General features: G+C 71.3%; 14 protein-coding genes. 5 read left to right on the top strand and 9 right to left on the bottom strand.

The genetic code is table 11. The annotated features are described in order from the left end of the window. The first annotated feature begins 99 nt into the window (after nucleotides 1-99). Entirely contained in the window at nucleotides 100-1,533 is a 1,434-nt protein-coding gene (locus IE318_RS11245; RefSeq protein WP_189899216.1) for a BTAD domain-containing putative transcriptional regulator, read from the top strand. Here the strand turns inward: IE318_RS11245 and IE318_RS11240 are convergent. Next, the gene (locus IE318_RS11240; protein ID WP_030177009.1) at nucleotides 1,451-1,918 is read right to left on the bottom strand and encodes a nuclear transport factor 2 family protein; all 468 of its coding nucleotides are present in this window, start codon (nucleotides 1,916-1,918) and stop codon (nucleotides 1,451-1,453) included. The two genes, IE318_RS11245 and IE318_RS11240, sit on opposite strands and share 83 nt — an antisense overlap. Nucleotides 1,919-2,069: 151 nt before the next feature. Here IE318_RS11240 and IE318_RS11235 point away from each other — a divergent pair, with 151 nt between their 5' ends. Both IE318_RS11235 and IE318_RS11230 read left to right on the top strand, forming a co-directional pair. Further along, complete coding sequence (locus IE318_RS11235) at nucleotides 2,070-2,915, top strand: maleylpyruvate isomerase N-terminal domain-containing protein (protein ID WP_229903452.1); 846 nt, start codon at nucleotides 2,070-2,072, stop codon at nucleotides 2,913-2,915. Nucleotides 2,916-3,340: 425 nt separating this feature from the next. Continuing rightward, a complete protein-coding gene (locus IE318_RS11230; RefSeq protein ID WP_229903451.1) occupies nucleotides 3,341-3,928 on the top strand; it encodes a hypothetical protein in 588 nt (195 codons plus the stop codon). A 432-nt stretch (nucleotides 3,929-4,360) separates the two neighbouring features. Here IE318_RS11230 and IE318_RS11225 read toward each other — a convergent pair whose 3' ends face one another. From IE318_RS11225 to IE318_RS11215, 3 genes are all read right to left on the bottom strand, one after another. Further along, the gene (locus IE318_RS11225) at nucleotides 4,361-4,765 is read right to left on the bottom strand and encodes a VOC family protein (protein ID WP_030177005.1); all 405 of its coding nucleotides are present in this window, start codon (nucleotides 4,763-4,765) and stop codon (nucleotides 4,361-4,363) included. Nucleotides 4,766-4,852: 87 nt separating this feature from the next. After that, entirely contained in the window at nucleotides 4,853-6,424 is a 1,572-nt protein-coding gene (locus IE318_RS11220) for a N,N-dimethylformamidase beta subunit family domain-containing protein (RefSeq protein ID WP_229903450.1), read from the bottom strand. 158 nt (nucleotides 6,425-6,582) lie between these two features. Further along, complete coding sequence (locus IE318_RS11215; RefSeq protein ID WP_051844552.1) at nucleotides 6,583-7,335, bottom strand: SDR family oxidoreductase; 753 nt, start codon at nucleotides 7,333-7,335, stop codon at nucleotides 6,583-6,585. Nucleotides 7,336-7,509: 174 nt separating this feature from the next. On the opposite strand from IE318_RS11215, the gene IE318_RS11210 reads away from it, so the two are divergent. After that, entirely contained in the window at nucleotides 7,510-8,088 is a 579-nt protein-coding gene (locus IE318_RS11210; RefSeq protein WP_189899207.1) for a TetR/AcrR family transcriptional regulator, read from the top strand. On the opposite strand, the gene IE318_RS11205 is transcribed toward IE318_RS11210, so the two are convergent. Then, on the bottom strand, nucleotides 8,074-9,069 hold the full coding sequence (locus IE318_RS11205) for a polyprenyl synthetase family protein (protein ID WP_229903449.1): 996 nt from the start codon (nucleotides 9,067-9,069) through the stop codon (nucleotides 8,074-8,076). The genes IE318_RS11210 and IE318_RS11205 overlap by 15 nt on opposite strands. Before the next feature lie 274 nt (nucleotides 9,070-9,343). Between IE318_RS11205 and IE318_RS11200 the strand changes: the two genes are divergently transcribed. Then, on the top strand, nucleotides 9,344-11,086 hold the full coding sequence (locus IE318_RS11200) for a stealth family protein (RefSeq protein ID WP_189899205.1): 1,743 nt from the start codon (nucleotides 9,344-9,346) through the stop codon (nucleotides 11,084-11,086). An 85-nt stretch (nucleotides 11,087-11,171) separates the two neighbouring features. On the opposite strand, the gene IE318_RS11195 is transcribed toward IE318_RS11200, so the two are convergent. From IE318_RS11195 to IE318_RS11180, 4 genes are all read right to left on the bottom strand, one after another. After that, nucleotides 11,172-13,673, bottom strand: coding sequence for a glycoside hydrolase family 172 protein (locus IE318_RS11195; protein ID WP_229903448.1), 2,502 nt, complete (start codon nucleotides 13,671-13,673; stop codon nucleotides 11,172-11,174). A gap of 71 nt (nucleotides 13,674-13,744) precedes the next feature. Then, nucleotides 13,745-14,737, bottom strand: coding sequence for a substrate-binding domain-containing protein (locus tag IE318_RS11190; RefSeq protein WP_189899203.1), 993 nt, complete (start codon nucleotides 14,735-14,737; stop codon nucleotides 13,745-13,747). A 3-nt stretch (nucleotides 14,738-14,740) separates the two neighbouring features. Continuing rightward, nucleotides 14,741-15,853 carry an ABC transporter permease gene (locus IE318_RS11185; RefSeq protein ID WP_189899201.1) on the bottom strand — a complete coding sequence of 371 codons (1,113 nt, stop codon included), beginning with the start codon at nucleotides 15,851-15,853 and terminating at the stop codon, nucleotides 14,741-14,743. Continuing rightward, nucleotides 15,850-17,562 (bottom strand): sugar ABC transporter ATP-binding protein, encoded by a 1,713-nt coding sequence (locus IE318_RS11180; protein WP_189899431.1) that lies wholly within the window; start codon nucleotides 17,560-17,562, stop codon nucleotides 15,850-15,852. The genes IE318_RS11185 and IE318_RS11180 overlap by 4 nt, the downstream gene beginning before the upstream one ends. Nucleotides 17,563-17,604 lie beyond the last annotated feature (42 nt).

Below are 17,604 nucleotides of genomic sequence, written 5' to 3'. Positions count from 1 at the left end.
GAGAAGGCGTAGGCGAGTGTCTCCCCTGCCGCTGACCAAACCCTCACCACCACGGGCGTGGTCCGCGGACTCTCTGTCCCGCTAGGGTGGCGGGCAGCCATGGAGTTCCAGTTGCTCGGTCCGTTCGCCGCCCACCACGAGGGACGGCGGGTGTCCGTGGGCAGCCGCCGCCAGGAACGGTGCCTGCTGTCGGTACTGCTGCTGGACGCGGGCCGCGCCGTGACGACCGAACACCTCATCGACCTGTTGTGGAACGGCGATCCGCCCGCGTCGGCGCGCGCCACCGTCCACACCTACATCGGCCGGCTGCGCGGCGCTCTCTCACCGTACGGGGTGCTGGTCGAGACCCGGCACGACGGTTATGCCGTCGTACCGGGTCCCCACACGATCGACGCACAGGAGTTCTCCCGCCTGGTCCGGCAGGCCGCCGACACCCATGACCCAGCGGAGCGCATCCGCCTCCAGGACCGGGCACTCGGCCTGTGGCGGGGCCCGCTGCTCGCCGACGTGGCCGACGACCGGCTCCGCGGCCGCCTGGGCGGCACCCTCGACGAGCTGCGCCTGTCCGCCGCGGAGCAGCGAGCGGAGACGCAGCTCACCATGGGTCTGCACGACCGGGTCGTGGCGGATCTGACGCCGCTGGTGGCAGAGCACCCCGGGCGGGAACGGCTCGTCGCCGCGCAGATGACCGCGCTGTACCGCGGCGGCCGGCAGGCCGAGGCCCTGGAGCTGTACCGCGCCACGCGCACGGCACTGGTGACGGAGTTCGGCATCGAACCCGGCGCACCGCTGCGGACGCTGCACGAACGTATGCTGCGGGCCGACCACCGGCTGGACCGGCCACCCGGCCCCGTCTACGCGGTGCGGGTCGGCGACGAGTGGCTGCCGTGGAGCACGAGCGGACACCCCGCGCTGGAGTTCTGCAACACCTACGCGGGCTGGGGCGGGATCCGGCTGCCCGGATCGGAGTGGCTGCGCGGATACGCCACGCTCGCCGTCTGGGCCGGCCACATGGACCTGGCCGACGACCGGATGGTCGGCCGACTGCGCGAGCAGGCGCGGCGGCAGCCGGACGAGGCCGCCGCCGCGCTCGCCGAGGCCCGGGAGTTCCGTGCGAACCTGTACGCCTGCCTGACCGATCCGGCGGACGCCCGGGCCTTCACGGCGGTGGCGGGTGTGGTGGAGGACGCCGCCAAACTCTCGGTCTTCACGCGCGGCGAGGACGGCCTCGGGCGCTGGCAGCCCTCCCCCGCCGCCGGTTTGCGGCTGCCCTTGTGCGCGGTGGCCCGCAGCGCCGGCGAACTCCTCGCGGACCCGCGCCGCTTCACGATCCGCAGCTGCCCCAGCGAGGCCTGCGGCTGGTTGTTCCTGGACGCGAGCGGGCGGCGCAGATGGTGCAGCCTGGCGACCTGCGGCGCCGAGCGGGGCGCCGGCCGGCGCGACGGCCGCGCTACAAGCCCAGGTCGCTCAGTCCCGGGTGGTCGTCGGGACGGCGCCCGAGGGGCCAGTGGTACTTGCGTTCCTCTTCCTTGATGGGGAGGTCGTTGATGGATGCCAGGCGGACCCGCATCAGGCCCTCGTCGTCGAACTCCCAGTTCTCGTTGCCGTAGGAGCGGAACCAGTTGCCCGAGTCGTCGTGGCACTCGTAGGCGAAGCGCACGGCGATGCGGTTCCCTTCGAAGGTCCACAGCTCCTTGATGAGCCGGTAGTCCAGCTCTCTGGCCCATTTCCGGGTGAGGAAGGAGACGATCTCCTCGCGTCCGTCGACGAATTCGGCGCGGTTGCGCCAGCGGCTGTCGACCGTGTAGGCGAGGGCCACGCGCTCGGGGTCCCGAGTGTTCCACGCGTCCTCGGCGAGGCGGACCTTCTCGATCGCGCTCTCCCGGGTGAAGGGGGGAACGGGGGGCTTCGAGGCCATGAATTCTCCCTGAGCGTCGCAGTGTCCAGAGCCGGTATCCGCCTCAAGCTATACATCGCACGCGCAGGCCGTGCGGGCAGGCTCGAGCGAGCGGACACGATGAGCCCGGGCGCGTGGTACGAGACATGGCGAGAGTCCTTGCGGCCCCGAGGTGCAGAGCTCCGCGGTCCTCCAGCGCCTTTCACCTATGCTGCGCTGCATGGTTTCTCAACGGGTCCATGAAGTGCTTCCCGAGTGGGAGGCATTCGTTCGTGCCATGCAGGCTCGGCGGCCCGACTCGGGTGCGTGGTGCGAGGCCTGGACCGCCCGGGACATTCTGATTCACCAGGCTGGAAACGCCGAGGAACTCGCGCGGGTTCTCGCGGCCCGGCTGGCCGGGAATCCCGTCGGGACTCGTGGTTTCGAACGCGAGGATCCGTACAGGCGGCTGTCCGACGCGGAACTGTGGGCGGCGTTCGCGGCTCGATGCGAGGAGCTCACGGAGGTCACGCAGACGGCTGCCACCGACCTGCCCGCCGACACCGAGGTCGAGTGGACGGGCAGGACCGTGAAGGTCCCCTTCTTCGCGGAACACATGCGGGAGGAGCTCATCCTCCACCGCTGGGATCTCACGGGGGACGACTCGACGGCTCGTGAGGCTCTTTCCCACTCCTGGATGACGGAGCACAGTGTCCGCGAGGTGGGCAAGCCCCTCCTGCGACTCGGCGCCTCCCTTCTGGGCCTCGGGCCGGACGAGCGGATCGAAGGGCGGCTCCGCTCACCCGGAACCGACGACATCGTCGTCGCGGCCGACCGGAGCGGCGTCCACATCGGATTTGACGCGCCGACAGGCCCGGCCACGATCGAGAGCGATCCGGCCACCCGAAATCTGCTGCTGTGGGGCCGGCGCCCTGCCGACCCGTCACGTTGGCACAGCGAGGCGGGTCCCGAAGAGCTGAACCGGGTGCGGAACCTGCTCGTCGGTTACCGACCCGAGGTGCTGGTCTCCCCGAAGTAGGGCTTCGGGGAGCCGGGCCGTGCCCGCCGGGGCACGCCGTGGTGCCTGATCACCTGCGTGGACCGGCCGTGCCCGCGCCGCCGGAACCACCGGCCTGCCGCGCTCCACCGAGGGCTGTTTTCCGCATGTCAAGCAGCGACTCGCCGACAATCTCCGGTGCTCGACTGCCGCGAAGAGTGAGCGGGCGTCAGAAGATCACCTTTAAGGACTAATTGCCATTCAATCCGACTGGAGGACCAGGGAATTTGACGGGCGATCGGCCCGTCGGGCATCCCGTCTGAGGGCTCGCCAGGTACCCCGATCGGCCCCGGAAACCGGCCCGCCCGATACGCCCGATATGACAGCCATGTGAGGTGTCAGTACGTTCGATCATGCGTCGGCTGCACAGCCGATCCCTCTCTCCGAGTTGAGACAGGAGAAGCGACATGATCATGACTCGCTCCCACGCAATCACCGCGGCCGTCGCCGCCGCGGCGGCCCTGACCGCCACCGGCATCACCTACGCCACCGCAGCCCCCGCGCCCCAGGCCGCCCCGGCCGCCGCAGTCCAGCAGGCCCCCGCCCAGGTCCCCATGGACGGTGGCACCCAGAGCGGCAACGGGGGCAAGGGCAACGAGGGCAACGACCACGGCGGCAACGACCGCGGAGGCAACGACCACGACCGCGGCGGCCGGGACTTCGACAAGGGCTGGATCCACATCAACGAGCGGTCCTTCTCGGCCCACACCCGGGGCTGCGCCGTCATCGTCAGCGGCCTGGGCTCCACGAGCCTGAACATCCGCAACGACAGCCGCAAGACCATCGAGGTCTTCCGCGGGGTCACCTGCGACAACGGCGCCCCCATCGCCACCGTCGGCCCCCACAGCACCAGCTTCGGCGTGACGCCCAAGGACGTCAGGGGCGTGCACGTCAAGAACGGTGTGGTCGGCAGCTTCCGGGTCATCGACCGCCACGACGACGACTACGGCGGCGACCGCGGTGGCGACCACGGCGACGACGAGGGCGGCTACTGAACGAACCGCACCTCGCCGACGACGCAGAACCCCGGCCCGCCGTAATCGGGCCGGGGCCCTGCAGCCAGGCACATGACACGGAATCCCGGCCTGCCGTAATCGGGCCGGGATTCCCGTCCGGGCCTCGGCCCACGAGCACCCGTTCACCATGCCCGCGGTCGGCGGCGGCCCGACAGCTCACGCGCCCGCGAACGCCATCCTAGAACCGGACCGCGGGCACGGCGCACCAGCCCGACGGCCGTCCTCCCGCCGCACCGGCTCACCGGCCGGCCGACTCCTGTTGGAAAACGCCCCGTTGGCCCTTGACCCGAGCGACGGCAGCCGTCCCTCACCGGCCGGCGACCACACCCGGACGAGTGACGAGACGGGGTGCCGCATGCGGCACCGTCGCCGCCACCCCGGAGGCCCGGAAGCCGGCTCACCTGCGCTGCGTCATGATCCCGTCGGCCGCTGCTCGTGGCTGCCGTAGGGCCGTGTGATGATCTCCATCCCGTGCCCGGCCGGATCCATGAAGTACAGACCGCGCCCGCCGTGGTGGTGGTTGATCTCCCCGGGCTGCTTCAGAAGCGGATCGGCGTAGTACGTGATCCCGGCCTCCCGCAGCCGCGCGAAGGCCGCGTCGAACTCCTCGTCGGAGACGAGGAACGCGTAGTGCTGCATGACGATCGACTCCGCCGGGACGGCGGCGAAGTCCAGGGTGACCCCGTTGCCGGTGGCCACGGGAATGAACGGGCCCCACTCGGTCCCGACCTCGAGCCCCAGGATGTGCGCCAGGAACTCGGCCGACTCCCGGTTGTCCCGGGCATGGACGATGGTGTGATTCAACTCGACTGACATATGTGGAATGCCTCCGCAAGGCAATCTCACGGGCACCTCCATGCCTCACCCAGCCGGTGACCGACACGCAATGCCGTGCCCGTGATCCTACGCGGCTTTGTACAACTGTCCCGCGTCGGGCCGTGGAGCCGGCCGGTGGTGGGCGGCGGGGCCCTCGGCGAAGGCGCGCAGCAGGTTCTCGGTGGTGCGGGTGACGAAGGCACGGGTACGGCTGTCCATGCCGTGGTCGCGGCCCCCGTCGGGGGTTCCGGCCTTGAGCGCCTCCACCCACCGCATCGTGCCCGTCGCGAAGACCCCGGCCCCGCCGGGTGCCGTGTAGTAGGCCGAGTCGCTGTGGCTGCGGGTGCCGGAGCACACCAGCGGCGAGTGCGCGGTGATCTCCAGGGGTCCGGGGCCGGGGGCGGGCGCGCCGGGGGTGACCCGGTCGTACTCCACCCCGACCAGGTGGTCGAAGCTCTCGCCGGGGCGGACTCCCGTGCCCTCGTGCAGCCAGTGGTCCGCGGCGTGCACCACGTAGGGGGCGTCCACCGGGTAGCCCTCGTACAGCACTCCGGTCAGCGACGACTCCGGGTCGGCGCCCGGGGCCTGCCGGAAGTCGGTGGTGACCAGGGCCGGGCGGGACGGGTAGCAGGGGTCGGTGCGGTAGGAGGACTTGTAGCAGACCACCGTGCGGTCCGGCCCCGCCTCACCGGTCTCCAGGCGGATCCGGCGGAAGCAGGTGTTGGCGCCGAGGAACGCCACGTTGGTGCCCGCATCCCGGGCCGCGGTGACGTACCGGCGCTGCTCGGGCGTCCAGTACTCGTCGTGCCCCAGGCAGACCACCGCGGTGGCGCCGTGCAGCACCCCCGGGTCGCGGTGCACGTCGGTCCCGGTGGAGTACGCCAGGGGTATGCCCAGTCGTTCGGCCAGGACCACGCCGGCCCATTCGTACACCAGGAACTTCTCGGCGCCGTTCGCGTCGTAGGGCCGGTCGAAGCTGACGGCGAGGGAGCGGGTCTCGTACGCGCCGGAGGCACCGGCGTAGAGGCTGTAGCCGCCCCACCTGTTGTACGCCTGCCAGGTGGCCGGCGCGTGCAGCAGCACGGTACGGCCGGCACCCTGCGTGGAGCGCACGATCAGCGGAACGTACCGCTGGTGGCCGCTGTCGGCGTCGAGTCGGATCAGGTAGGCGCCCTCGGGCCAGCCCTCCGTGGCCAGGGTGAGCGTGCGCGGCCAGTCCGCGCGGACCGTGCGTGTGGCGGACACCGGCCGGCCGCCGGGCCGGGCGTGTCCCGCGACGGGTCCGGAGCGCCACACGAGCCGGGCGAGCGCCCCGCCGTACCAGCCGACGCGGAACGCCGACACGCGGAAGGCCGACGCGGTCGTGGACACGTGCAGGCCGCACTCCTGACCGGGCGTGACACTGACCCGGTCGGTGTAGCCGGCCACCGCGTCCGGTGGGCCGAGTGAGCCGATCCGCCAGTCACCGGTACCCGGCCGGTCCCGCTCCGCCTCCGGGCGCCGGCTCTGCGGCGCGGAGCGCCTGTGGCTCGCGGTCGGGCCGTCGCAGGCGGCCGCGGCGGCCAGCCCGGCCCCGGCGCACAGACCGAGGAATTGCCTGCGCGCCGGCCCGTGTGCGTTTCCCGGCGCGGTGTGCTCCTGTGTCTCCCGTGGGCTCACATCGCCTCCCTGGGGGTGGCCTGCCCTCCCCTTGGTGTCGACGCGCCTTCGACGAAGGTAGCCGTCTCGGCGGTGGGCCGCACGGCGACGGGTCGCAGAGCCCGTCACCACCTGACGCGCACGGCGGTCCCGGAGGGAGCCGGCGCGCGACCGATGTGTCAGCGCCCCGTCGCCAGGGTCACCCCGCCCGTCGCCTCCAAGACCACCCCGGTCACGAAGCCGTTGGCGGCGAACATGTGGATCGCGCGGGCGACGTCCTCGGGGCGGCCGACACGGCCCACGGGGGTGACGGCCGCGAAGCCGTCGAAGAGGGCCTGGCGCTGCTCGGCCGGCACGGAGTCCCACCAGGGCGTGTCGATGACGCCCGGGGAGACCGCGTTGACCCGCAGGGGCGCCAGCTCGACCGCGAGCGGCCGGACCATCGCCTCCAGGGCGCCGTTGATCGCCGCGAGGCCGGCCGTACCGGGCAGGGCGGCGCGGGCGGAGCCGGCGGTGACGAGTGTGACCGAGCCGTCGCGGCGCAGGGCCGGCAGGGCCGCCTGGAGGGCGTGCGCGTGCGGCCAGAACTTGCCGTCGAAGCCCTCCGCCAGCTCCGCGAGGTCCAGCTCGGCGAAGGGGCCGCCGCCCTTGGCGCCGCTGAGCGCGATCACCAGGTGGTCGATGCGGCCGGACTCGGCGAAGAAGGCGTCCGTCGCCGGGCGGTCGGACGCGTCCAGGCGGTACGTCGTCACCTTGCCGCCGATGCGGGACGCGGCCGCGTCGAGCCGGTCCTGGCGGCGGCCCGTGATGATCACCTCCGCGTCGTCCGCCGCGAAGAAGGCGGCGGACGCCTCGCCGATGCCCGAGCTGCCGCCCATGACGACGACGCGCTGTCCGGCCAGGGCGTTCAAAGGGGTGTTCGGGGTGCTCATGAGTGGCTTCTCTCCTGATGCGTCACCGGGTTCCGACCTCTTGTCGAGAACGTCGGTCTCGTCAAATCATTGCCGAGACCGATAGTCTCGTCAAGCGACTCCCGTGAGGGACCGCCGACGACGGACGGAATTCGGCCGGGGAACCTGGGTTCGAAGCTGAGAGAGGATGTGCCTGTGGACACCAAGGAACCGCGCCCGCACACCGGCCGGCGGCGCAACGAGGCCGCCCGCCGGGCGATCCTCGACGCCGCCCTGGACCTGCTCGCCGACGCCGACGGCGCCCCGGTGAGCGTGGAGACCATCGCGCGCGCCGCCGGGGTCGGGAAGCAGACGCTGTACCGGTGGTGGCCGTCCAAGGGCGCCGTCCTGCTGGAGGCGCTCACCGACCGCGCCGCGCAGGACGTGCCCGCGCCGGACACCGGCAGCCTGCGCGGCGACCTGCGGGCGCTGGCCACGGCCACGTTCGACGCGGCCCAGCGCCCGCCGTCCGCGCCCGCCCTGCGCACCCTCGTCCGGGAGGCGGCCCGCGACCCTCATCTCGCCGATCTGATGCGGACGTTCACGGAGTCCCGCCGGGCCGCCGTGCGCCAGATCCTCGCACGCGGCCGGGACCGCCGCGAACTCCCGGCCGACCGGGACATCGACCTCCTCGTCGACCAGTTCTACGGCTTCTTCTGGTACCGCTTCCTGCTGGGCCACGCACCGTTGGACGCGACCACCGCGGAGAAGATCACGGACTCACTGCTCCGCTAGGACCTGTCCGGGCCGCAGGAGCACCGAGGACGACCGGTCCACGAGGTCGCGCAGGACGGGCAGGTATCTCTCGTGGCCGCCGAGTTCGTCCAGGATGCGATGGGCCCGGTCGCGGAACTCGTCGATGTCCTTCTCGAAGCGCCGCAGGACCGCGGGCGTCCGCAGCAGATCGGAGAGCTCCGCGCGGGCGTGCGCGGAGGTCCTCGCCGCGCGGTGCAGGGCCATGACATGCTCCGTGGAATCGGGAGCCGCCTCTTCGAGGGCACAGGCGAACAGGTGCGTCACGGTGCCGTTGAGGAGGTCCTCGTCGCGGCCGGAGAGGATGTCCTCCTGGTCGTTGAAGAGCTGCCACAGCACGCCGAACACGTCGCCGAACTCCCGCCACAGCTCCACGCGCGGCTCGTCCGCGCCCGCCAGTCGCGCCGCCATGACGGTGATCATGCTGAACGGGGCGCCCGACTTGCCGAGGTACGTCTCGATCACCGAGGCGCGGGTGGCGGTGGCCGCCGGTTCGTGGAGGTCCTTCAGCTGGCCCTCCGCCGCGCTGACGCAGCACTTCAGGATCTCGGCCGACAGGCTGGGGCGAATCGCCGGCGGAATCCCCTCCGACTGCACGACGAGAAGGGGCAGGGAGCCTCCCGCGACGAAGGTGGCGAGCAGCGCCGCGCTCTCGTCGAGGTCGCCGGCGGCGCAGGTGCCCTGCGAGTCGGCCCGGTCGTCCAGGCAGCAGGCCGCGGTCCACCACAGCTCGTGCACGACGGCCAGCGGGACGGCCGGACGGACGGTGCCCGTCTCGGCCGCGTGCACGATCAACGGCAGAACGGACAGCGGGTACTTGAAGGTGCGGTGCGCCAGCAGGCGGGCGACCGCGGCGCGAATCGAGGGTGCCGCCGGACCGAGCAGGTCGAGCGCGGCGTTCCTCTCCGCCTCGATCTGCGCGGCCATCCGCCGATGCAGATCCTCGTACGACACCGCGGTCACTCGGGCTCCCCACTGATCGGGTCCAGTCGATGACCGATTCGATCACCCCGGTGGATGAGGAGCTAGGGCGTATTTGCGCCAGGCTGTTCAGCGGGTGGCGATGCTGCGGGTGGTTGCGTCGGCGACGGGCGGCGGCCGGTGATCCTTTCGCGCCCTGCAACCTTTCGGAGCCGCAAACGGTCATGAAAGTCAGCGTTCAGACGTCGGCCACAGTGCCGTCACCTTCTGAAGGGGGCTTGTGAAAGCACGAACGGTCCGAACGGGTGCACCGGCAGTGCGGAACCCCGAAGCATCCCGATTGATCAGTACCTACCGTCGGGTGGTACCGGTCGGCGCGCGGCGACTGATCGCCGCGCACGTGGACACCGTTCTGCGGGAGCAGTTCAAGTCGGGGATCGCCGCCATGACCGAGATGAGGGGGCAGTTGCAGCGCGGCCGAGTGGCCCGCCGCCACAGGCAACTGCTGGCGACGCGGGACAGCATGGTCGTCAGTGTGAACGGCAAGGTGCGCATCGCCCATGTCCTGCCGGACGCCACCCCGCTCCGGGCCCGCAGATCCAATCTCGACGAGGTGGCGGCCGCGCTGCGCGCCGCGGGCGTCGACTACTTCTGCGTGCGCTCGCCGTACGAGACCTCGGCCGCGGTCGCGGTCCGCGAGAAGGACCGGCAGGCCGTGTTCCGCGCACTGCGTGAGGCCTTGAGGGTCAGACCGGGATACGTGGTGCCGGTGCGGGGGAACGCGGACCCGAAGGAGTCCGCGGTGACCGGCCACGGTCCCCGAAGGCAGTGGAAGCGCGTCTCCGCCTCGGACGTCTTCCGGTACGCCTGGTACCGCACCGACCGCTCGGGCCGTCTGGTCCTGGGCGTGCGCTACGGCTGCGACATCGAGTTCTGGCGGCAGGAGGACGACCGGCTGGTCTCCCCGCGGCGCAACGGGGTCGCGGAGTCCGTCCCGGCGGACGAGGCGGCGGTGGAGGCCGACGAGAGCCTGTTCACCGATCTCGCTCCCCTGCCCGAGGAACAGGGTCCGACACCGGTGCGGACCCGCCGGGCCTTCGCCGTGGGGGCGGTGGGACGCCGCTCCTTCCCCGTCGACGCGGTCTACACATGGGTCGACGGCTCCGATCCGCACTGGCTGCGTCAGCGAGCCCGTTTCTCCGACCTGCCGTACCACGACGAGGCGGCCAACGCCGCCCGATATCTCAGCAGGGACGAACTGCGCTACTCCCTGCGCTCACTCCATCTGTACGCGCCCTGGATACGCACGATATACCTGGTGACGGCCGACCAGACGCCGCAGTGGCTGAACACGGACCACCCACGTATCAAGGTGGTCAGCCACAGGGACATTTTCCGTGATCCCGAAGTCCTGCCGACGTTCAACTCGCATGCCATCGAGAGCCAGCTCCACCGCATCGAGGGGCTGTCGGAGCACTTCCTCTATTTCAACGACGACGTGATCCTCGGGCAGGAGATCCTGCCGCAGCACTTCTTCCTGCCCAATGGCCTGGGCAAGTTCTATCTCTCCCCCGCACTGGTTCCCTTCGGCGACCTGTCCGCCGAGGACCCGCCCGTGGCGGCGGCCGCCAAGAACAACCGCAGACTCATCGCCGAGCGTTTCGGCGACCACATCGTCCGGAAGATGAAGCACGTGCCCCACGCGCTGCATCGCAGCATCCTGCGGGAGATCGAGACGGAGTTCCCCGAGGAGCACCGGCGCACCGCGGCGAGCCGGTTCCGCGGCGTCGACGACATCTCCGTCGCCTCGTCCCTGCATCACTACTACGCGTTCCACGCCGGGCGTTCCTTCCCCGGCGAGGGACTGGTCTACCGGTACTGCGACGTCGGCAGACCAGGCGTGCAGCGGATGCTCGGCAGGCTGCTGGCCGACCGGGACGTGCACGTCTTCTGCCTGAACGACACCACCTCCACGCAGGACGAACAGGGCCGCCGGCAGAGCGTGATGTCCCGCTTCCTGGACGAGTACTTCCCGGTGCCCAGCCCGTTCGAACGCTGAACAGGGGGATCGGTTCTCCGCGCGGACCGGACGGGCGGCCTCCGTCGCCGGGGCCGCCCGTCCGTCCGTCCGGGTGGGGAATGGCTCAGCTCAGGCTGTACGCGGTGTACGAAGCCGCCGACCAGTCGGGTGCGCCCGCCGGCGGTGTCAGGGTGATCGTGAGGGCCTTCCTGCCGTGGGTGACGGCGGACGGGATCAGGTAGGTGTCGTCCAGCCAGCGGCGCTCGCCGTTGCCGAGAGGCTGGTACCAGTCCGGGAGCCGCCGGCCGTTCACCCTGACCTCGACCTGTTGGTGTGCGGCCTTCTGGTCGGAGGTGCGGCGCAGCTCGACCCCCCTGTTGCCGAGGTCGACGGCGAGGACGAAGGTGACGGGGGCGTGGGTGGCGCGGGTCGCCGCCGTCAGGCGGGCGGGGTCGCGCTGGTCTCCTTCGAAGACGGAGTCGAGGGTCGTGGCCGGCCCGGGGTCGGCCGAGGTGTAGTGGTGGGCCTGCTCGTCGCCGGGGTCGCCGACGCGCAGGCTGTCCGTGCGGTGGACGCTCGGTTCGGCGGTGCCGTACCAGTAGGCGGTCGACGAGTAGTCGGCCTGCTTGTCGTTCACGGGGCCGTGCTCGATGGAGTACGCGATGGAGCGGGTGAACGGCACGGCGTCATGGATCTGCAGCCGGTAGGCGCCGGTGCAGTCGCGGTCGGCGGCGCATCCGGTGGAGGCGCCGAGGTGGGTGGGGTTGCCGTTGAACGGCTGGGTGTAGGTCTCGCGGTTGAAGTACCAGCCGCTCTGGTAGAAGTCCTCGGTTCCGGTGCCGTGGAGCTGCGGCGTGCGGGAGCCGTCGACGTGGACGCGCTCGTCGCCCTCCAGGTAGTTGCGATTGGTCTCCCCGGTCATGGTGTGGCTGACGCCGACGAACTTGCCCCGGCCGTCGGCCACCAGGAACGGCCAGCTCTGCCCGTCGGTGGTGGGCCCGGCGTGGGACTGGGTCCGGAAGTAGCCCTCGGTCCCGTCCTGTACCGCCCGGGCGTGGGCGGTGGAGGGCGCCGAGGTGACCGCCGCGGTGCCCGTGGTGACGGCGGTGCCGGAGCCGTTGTACAGCTGGACCTCGGCGCTCCGGGCGAACGGCATCGGCCACCAGGCCCTGAAGGCGCGTGTGGCGGGGTCGATGCCGAACATCAGGGACCGGACCGGCGCCAGGGCGTGTCCGGACCCGAAGAACTCGCCCAGGGGTGAGTCGACGGTGCGGTGACCGTCGAAGGAGATGCGCAGGCGCAGACCCTGCAGGAGTTTCTGCGTCTCGGCGAGTCGGGCGCGCTGGTCGTCGTCGAGCGGATAGCCGAAGGTGCGTTCACCCTGCCAGGTGGGCGCGGTGATGCGGTACGCGTGGTCCTGTTCGGAGGCGGGTGTGCCGACGTCGACGGTGTCGGTGCGGTGGGTCTGGCCCCCGGTCTCGCTGTCGGCCCAGTAGGTGAACTCGTTGTAGTCGAGGTCCGAGGACACGAAGACGTTCTTGACGGTGATGCGGGACTTTCCGGCGGTCAGGGACGCGGGCAGGCGTACGCTCTGCTCGGCCCACAGCCCGCCGCCGACGGGCTCGTTCGGGCTCCAGCGGCCGGCGAGGTGGCCGTCCACGTACACGTCGGCGACCTGGTGGCCGATCCCGGGGTCCAGCCGGCGGGTGAGGGTGACGCCTTCGTTGGCGGGGTCCACGGCGACGGTGAACTCGCTGGAACCTCCCGCGCCGAAGGCCCGGCCGTTGTCGGTCTCGGTGCGCGGGGTGACGTAGGAGGCCTGTGGCAGACGGATGTCGAGTGCGGTGAGCAGCCCCGGGTCGGTCACCTTCGCGAGGGTCCGGGTCTGTCCGGGGGCGAGGTCGAGGGTGCGTGCGGTGGTGCGGGCGCCGGGCAGCGCGGGCTTCGGATCGCGGGTTCCGGCCGCCTTGAGACGGTCGACGACGTCCTGCGCCGGGTCGGAGGGGTCGAAGGTGGTGACGCCGACGGCGTCCGCGAAGGTGCGGTAGGAGACGTGGTAGAAGAGCGGGTTGTGCTCGGTGGTGATCCGCATGGACCGGCGGAACGTCATGGGCACTTCGATGAGCACGCCGCCCGAGGAGGCGTCGGCGTCGGCCACGAGCGGCGCCGTGAACGGCGCCCCCAGCTTTCCGTCGACGACGTCCTGCAGGGATGCGTGCAGCACCGTCTTGCCGTCGAGTTCGATGGTGATGGTGCCGGTCCGGGACACGTCGCCGCCGTCGCGGGTGAACCAGATCGCCCCGATCTCGCCCGGCCCGCTGTGCTCGGCGATGACGCAGCCCTCGGTCGTCGTCCGCAGACAGGAGTACGTTCCGTCGAAGCCGTCGTCGTTGCCGCCGGCGCGGTCGAAGCTGGAGAACTGCTGGGTGCGGACACCGCTCGGCAGCTCGCCCAGCCGGTCGAGGTGCCGGTAGGTGTCCCAGCCGACGGGGCCGTGGGTGCCCGGTGCGGTGTGCCGGGCAACGGGGGCGTCGGCCGCGGTGGCCGTCGCGGCGCCGGGTGTGAGCGCGGCCGCGACGGCGACGGCCACCGCGGCCGCCCGGCGTGCCCATGTCTCAGCCTTCATGGCGTCCTCTCATGGCGTCCTTTCCTGGCGTGCGCCCGGTGGGCGCGGTGGCGTGCGCTGCGACGGGTCGGTCAGCCGGTCTTGGAGCTCATGTCGAACTCGTCGTAGACCTGGGCGGCGTTCGCCTGGGTGATCTCCACGGTGCCCAGGGTCTGCTTCTTGGTGACCTTCTGGTGCTGCGAGAGGGCGTACGCGGCCTCGGCGGCCTCCTTGGCGCCGGTCGGGTAGACGAACGTGGTCAGCAGGTGGCCCTGCTGCACGGCGCGGATGCCGCCGTCGGGGATCGCCAGGCCGTCGATGCCGATGAACTTCATGCTGTCGGCCTTGCCCGCGCCCGCCGCCGCGCCGTAGGCGCCGATCGCCATGTCGTCGTTGTGGGCGTAGACGAGGTCGATCTTCGTGCCCCGGGCCAGCCACTGGTTCATGACCTGGATGGCGTTGGGCCGCGTCCACTTCGCCTCGCGCGACTCGACGATCTTGATGCCGTGTCCGGCGATAGCGTCGCGGAAGCCCTTGTCGCGGTCGATCTGCGGCTGGGCGGAGAGCACACCGCGCAGTTCGGCGACGTTGCCGCCGTCGGGGAGCGCCTTCACCGCGGCCTCGCCCGCCTTCTTGCCGATCTGGTAGTTGTCGCCGCCGATGAAGGCGGTGTAGCAGTCGGTGTTGACGGTGCGGTCCAGGATGATCACGGGGATGCCGGCCTTGCAGGCCTGCTCGACGGGCGGGGTGAGCGGGGCGGGCTCGTTGGGCGAGACGATCAGCAGGTCGACCTTCTGCTGGATGAAGCTCTGCACCTGGCTGACCTGCGTCGCGTTGTCCTGCTTGGCGTCGGTGATGGGCAGGAGCTTCAGGTTCTTGTGCTGCTTGACGTAGTACTGGAGCTGCTTGTTGAGCTGCTGGCGGTACGGCTCGGCGTTGTTGGACTGCGAGTAGCCGATGACGAACTGGCCGCTGTCACCCTTGTCGCCGCCGGTGCTGCTCGCGGTGTCCGTCTTGGAGGCGCAGCCGGAGGCGAGTACCGCGACGCACAGGGCGGCGACGGCGGTGAGTGCTTTTCTGGTCATGCCTTACTTCTCCTCGGTGGAACGGTCGGTGCGGGTGCGGTGGGTGAGGCGGCGGCGCAGTCCGCCCAGCAGGTCGGGGCGTTGCAGGACGACCGCGAAGACGACGATCGAGCCCTTGATGACGAGCTGCCAGTTGTCGCTGACGGCGTTGAGGCCGAGCACGTTGTCGAGCAGGGTGAGGATCAGGGAGCCGACGAACGTGCCGGCGATGGTGCCCTTGCCGCCGGCGAGGCTCGCCCCGCCGATGACGGCCGCGGCGATGGCGTCGAGTTCGTAGCCGTTGCCCGCCATCGGGTCGGCTGAGGCGCTGTACGCGGCGTCGATGGGCCCGGCGAACCCGGCGAGCATGCCGGACAGGGTGAACACGGCGATGACGACGAAGGTGACGTTGATGCCGGACAGGCGGGCGGCGGTGGGGTTGCCGCCGACGGCGTAGATGTGCCGTCCGAACCGGCTTCTGGAGAGCACCAGATGGAAGACGACGCACACGACGAAGAAGGCGAGCACGGGGAAGTAGATGCCGTCCGGTCCGAGGATGCCGACGAGGACGTTGTGCCCCGGGGTTCCCAGGCTCTGGAACGCCTCGGAGTTCGGGGTGAGTTTGCCGTCGGACCCGGCGACGGTGGTGCCCACGGAGGCGTTGTCGGAGAGCTGGCGGTCCAGGCCGCGGGCGATGGACAGCATGGCGAGCGTCATCACGAACGACTGGATGCGCAGCCAGGTGGTGCCCACACCGTTGACGACCCCGAAGGCCGCGCCGATGAGCATGCACAACGGGACGATCTGCCAGACCGGCATGTCGTGGTGGAAGAGCATCATCGCCGCGGCCATGGACGCGAACCCCATGAGGGAGCCGACGGACAGGTCGATCCCGGCGGTGATGATGACCAGGGTGACGCCGACGGCGAGGATGCCGCGCGAGGCGAAGTTGCCGATGGCGTTGGTGAGGTTGGTCTGGTCGAGGAAGATGTCGCCCTTGGTGGCGACGCCGACCGCGAAGATGAGGACCAGGCCGATGTAGCTCTGCAGCGACCCGAAGAGCGGCAGGAGCCGTCGCAACCGCCCGGGTGCGGCGGCGCCCGAGGTGTCCGGGGCGGCCTTGAGAACGCTCGTCATGAGCGGGGCTCCTTGGGGTGGAGTTCGTGGGAGTCGGTGTCGGGTGCGGCATCGGACGCGGTGCCGGAGGTGGCATCGGACGCGGTGTCGGAAGCGGCATCGGATGCGGTGCCGGACGGGGGACGGGGCGCGGCACCGGTTCCTGCGCCGTGGGCCCGCGGTGCGCCGGCGGGTCCGGCCGCCGGAGCGGCGGCGACCGCGTGCCGGGCCATCGCCGCCGTGAGGATCGCCTCCTGGTCGGCGACCGGGCCGCGCGCCGGGTCCCGGTGGAACTCGCCGGTGAGGCGCCCCTCGCAGAGCACGAGGATCCGGTCGCACATGCCGATGAGTTCGGGCAGTTCCGAGGAGACGGCGAGGATGGCGGTGCCCTGGGCGGCGAGGCGGTCCATCAGGGCGTGGATCTGGGCCTTGGCGCCGATGTCGATGCCGCGGGTCGGCTCGTCCACGAGCAGCACACCGGGCCGGGTCAGCAGGCACTTGGCGAGCACGACCTTCTGCTGGTTGCCGCCGGACAGCAGCCCGACGGAGTTTTCCAGGCCGGGCGTGCGGACCGCGAGCGCGGTCATCTGCTCGCGTACGGCCGTGGTCTCGCGCCGGCGTCGTACCGTGCGCCACGGTGTGGCGAACCGGCGGAGCGCGGCGAGCGAGCTGTTGAAGCGGACCGTGTTGCCGAGCACCAGGCTCTGCGCCTTGCGGTCCTCCGCGACGAGGGCGAGGCCGCTGCGGATGGCGTGCCCGGGACTGCGGGGCACGTAGCGGCGGCCGTCGAGCGTGAACTCGCCCCGGGCCGCGGTCCCGTACTGCCCGAAGACGGCCTGCAGCACCTCGCTGCGGCCGGCCCCCATGAGGCCGGCGATGCCGACGATCTCCCCAGGGGCCACGGTCAGGTCGACACCGTGCACGGCGGGGCTCCCGTCCGGCGGCGTGACGGTCAGGCCGCGCACCGTCAGCCGCGGCGGCGTGCTCGGGGCCTGCTCCGGGCGCCGTGGATAGAGCTCGTCCAGCGGCCGTCCGACCATGAGGCGGACGAGTTCGGCGCGGCTGGTGCGTGCCATGGCGCGGCGGCCCGTGCACGTGCCGTCGCGCAGCACGGTCACCGAGTCGGCGATCTCCTCCAGTTCCTCCAGGCGGTGCGAGATGTACACGATGCCCACGCCGCGGGCGGTCAGACCGCGGATCACCGCGTGCAGGCGGCGTACCTCCGCGTCCGCGAGCGCCGATGTCGGCTCGTCCATCACCAGCAGCCGCACATCGAGACTGAGGGCCTTGGCGACCTCGATGAGCTGCTGCTCGGCGATCCGGCAGTGTTTGACGGCGCGCCGCGGCGGCACGTCGAGGCCGAGTCCGGCGAGCAGCTCGGCGGTGCGGGCCTCCATCTCCTTGCGGCGTACGGTGCCGCGGGCCGTGGTCGGTTCCCGGCCGAGGAACACGTTCTCGGCGACGGACAGTTCCGGCACCAGGTTGAGCTCCTGGTGGATCATGGCGATGCCGTGCCGGGCCGCGTCCCGGGGCGAGTGGATGGCGACCGGTTCGCCCTGGCACTCGATGGTGCCCTCGTAGTCGCCGTGCACGCCGGCGAGGATGTTCATCAGGGTCGACTTCCCGGCGCCGTTCTCGCCGAGCAGCGCGACGACCTCTCCGGCGTGCACCGTGAGATCGACGCCGTTCAGTGCCCTGACGCCCGGGAACGACTTGCCGATGCCCCGCATGGCGAGCAGGGGCGGCGACACCCTTCCGACCGTGGTCACAGG

It is taken from the genome of Streptomyces spiralis, from assembly GCF_014654675.1.
GTDB classification, from domain to species: domain Bacteria; phylum Actinomycetota; class Actinomycetes; order Streptomycetales; family Streptomycetaceae; genus Streptomyces; species Streptomyces spiralis.
The sequence above is the reverse complement of the archived record's forward strand: the minus strand, read 5'-3'. Positions and strand labels throughout refer to the sequence as shown.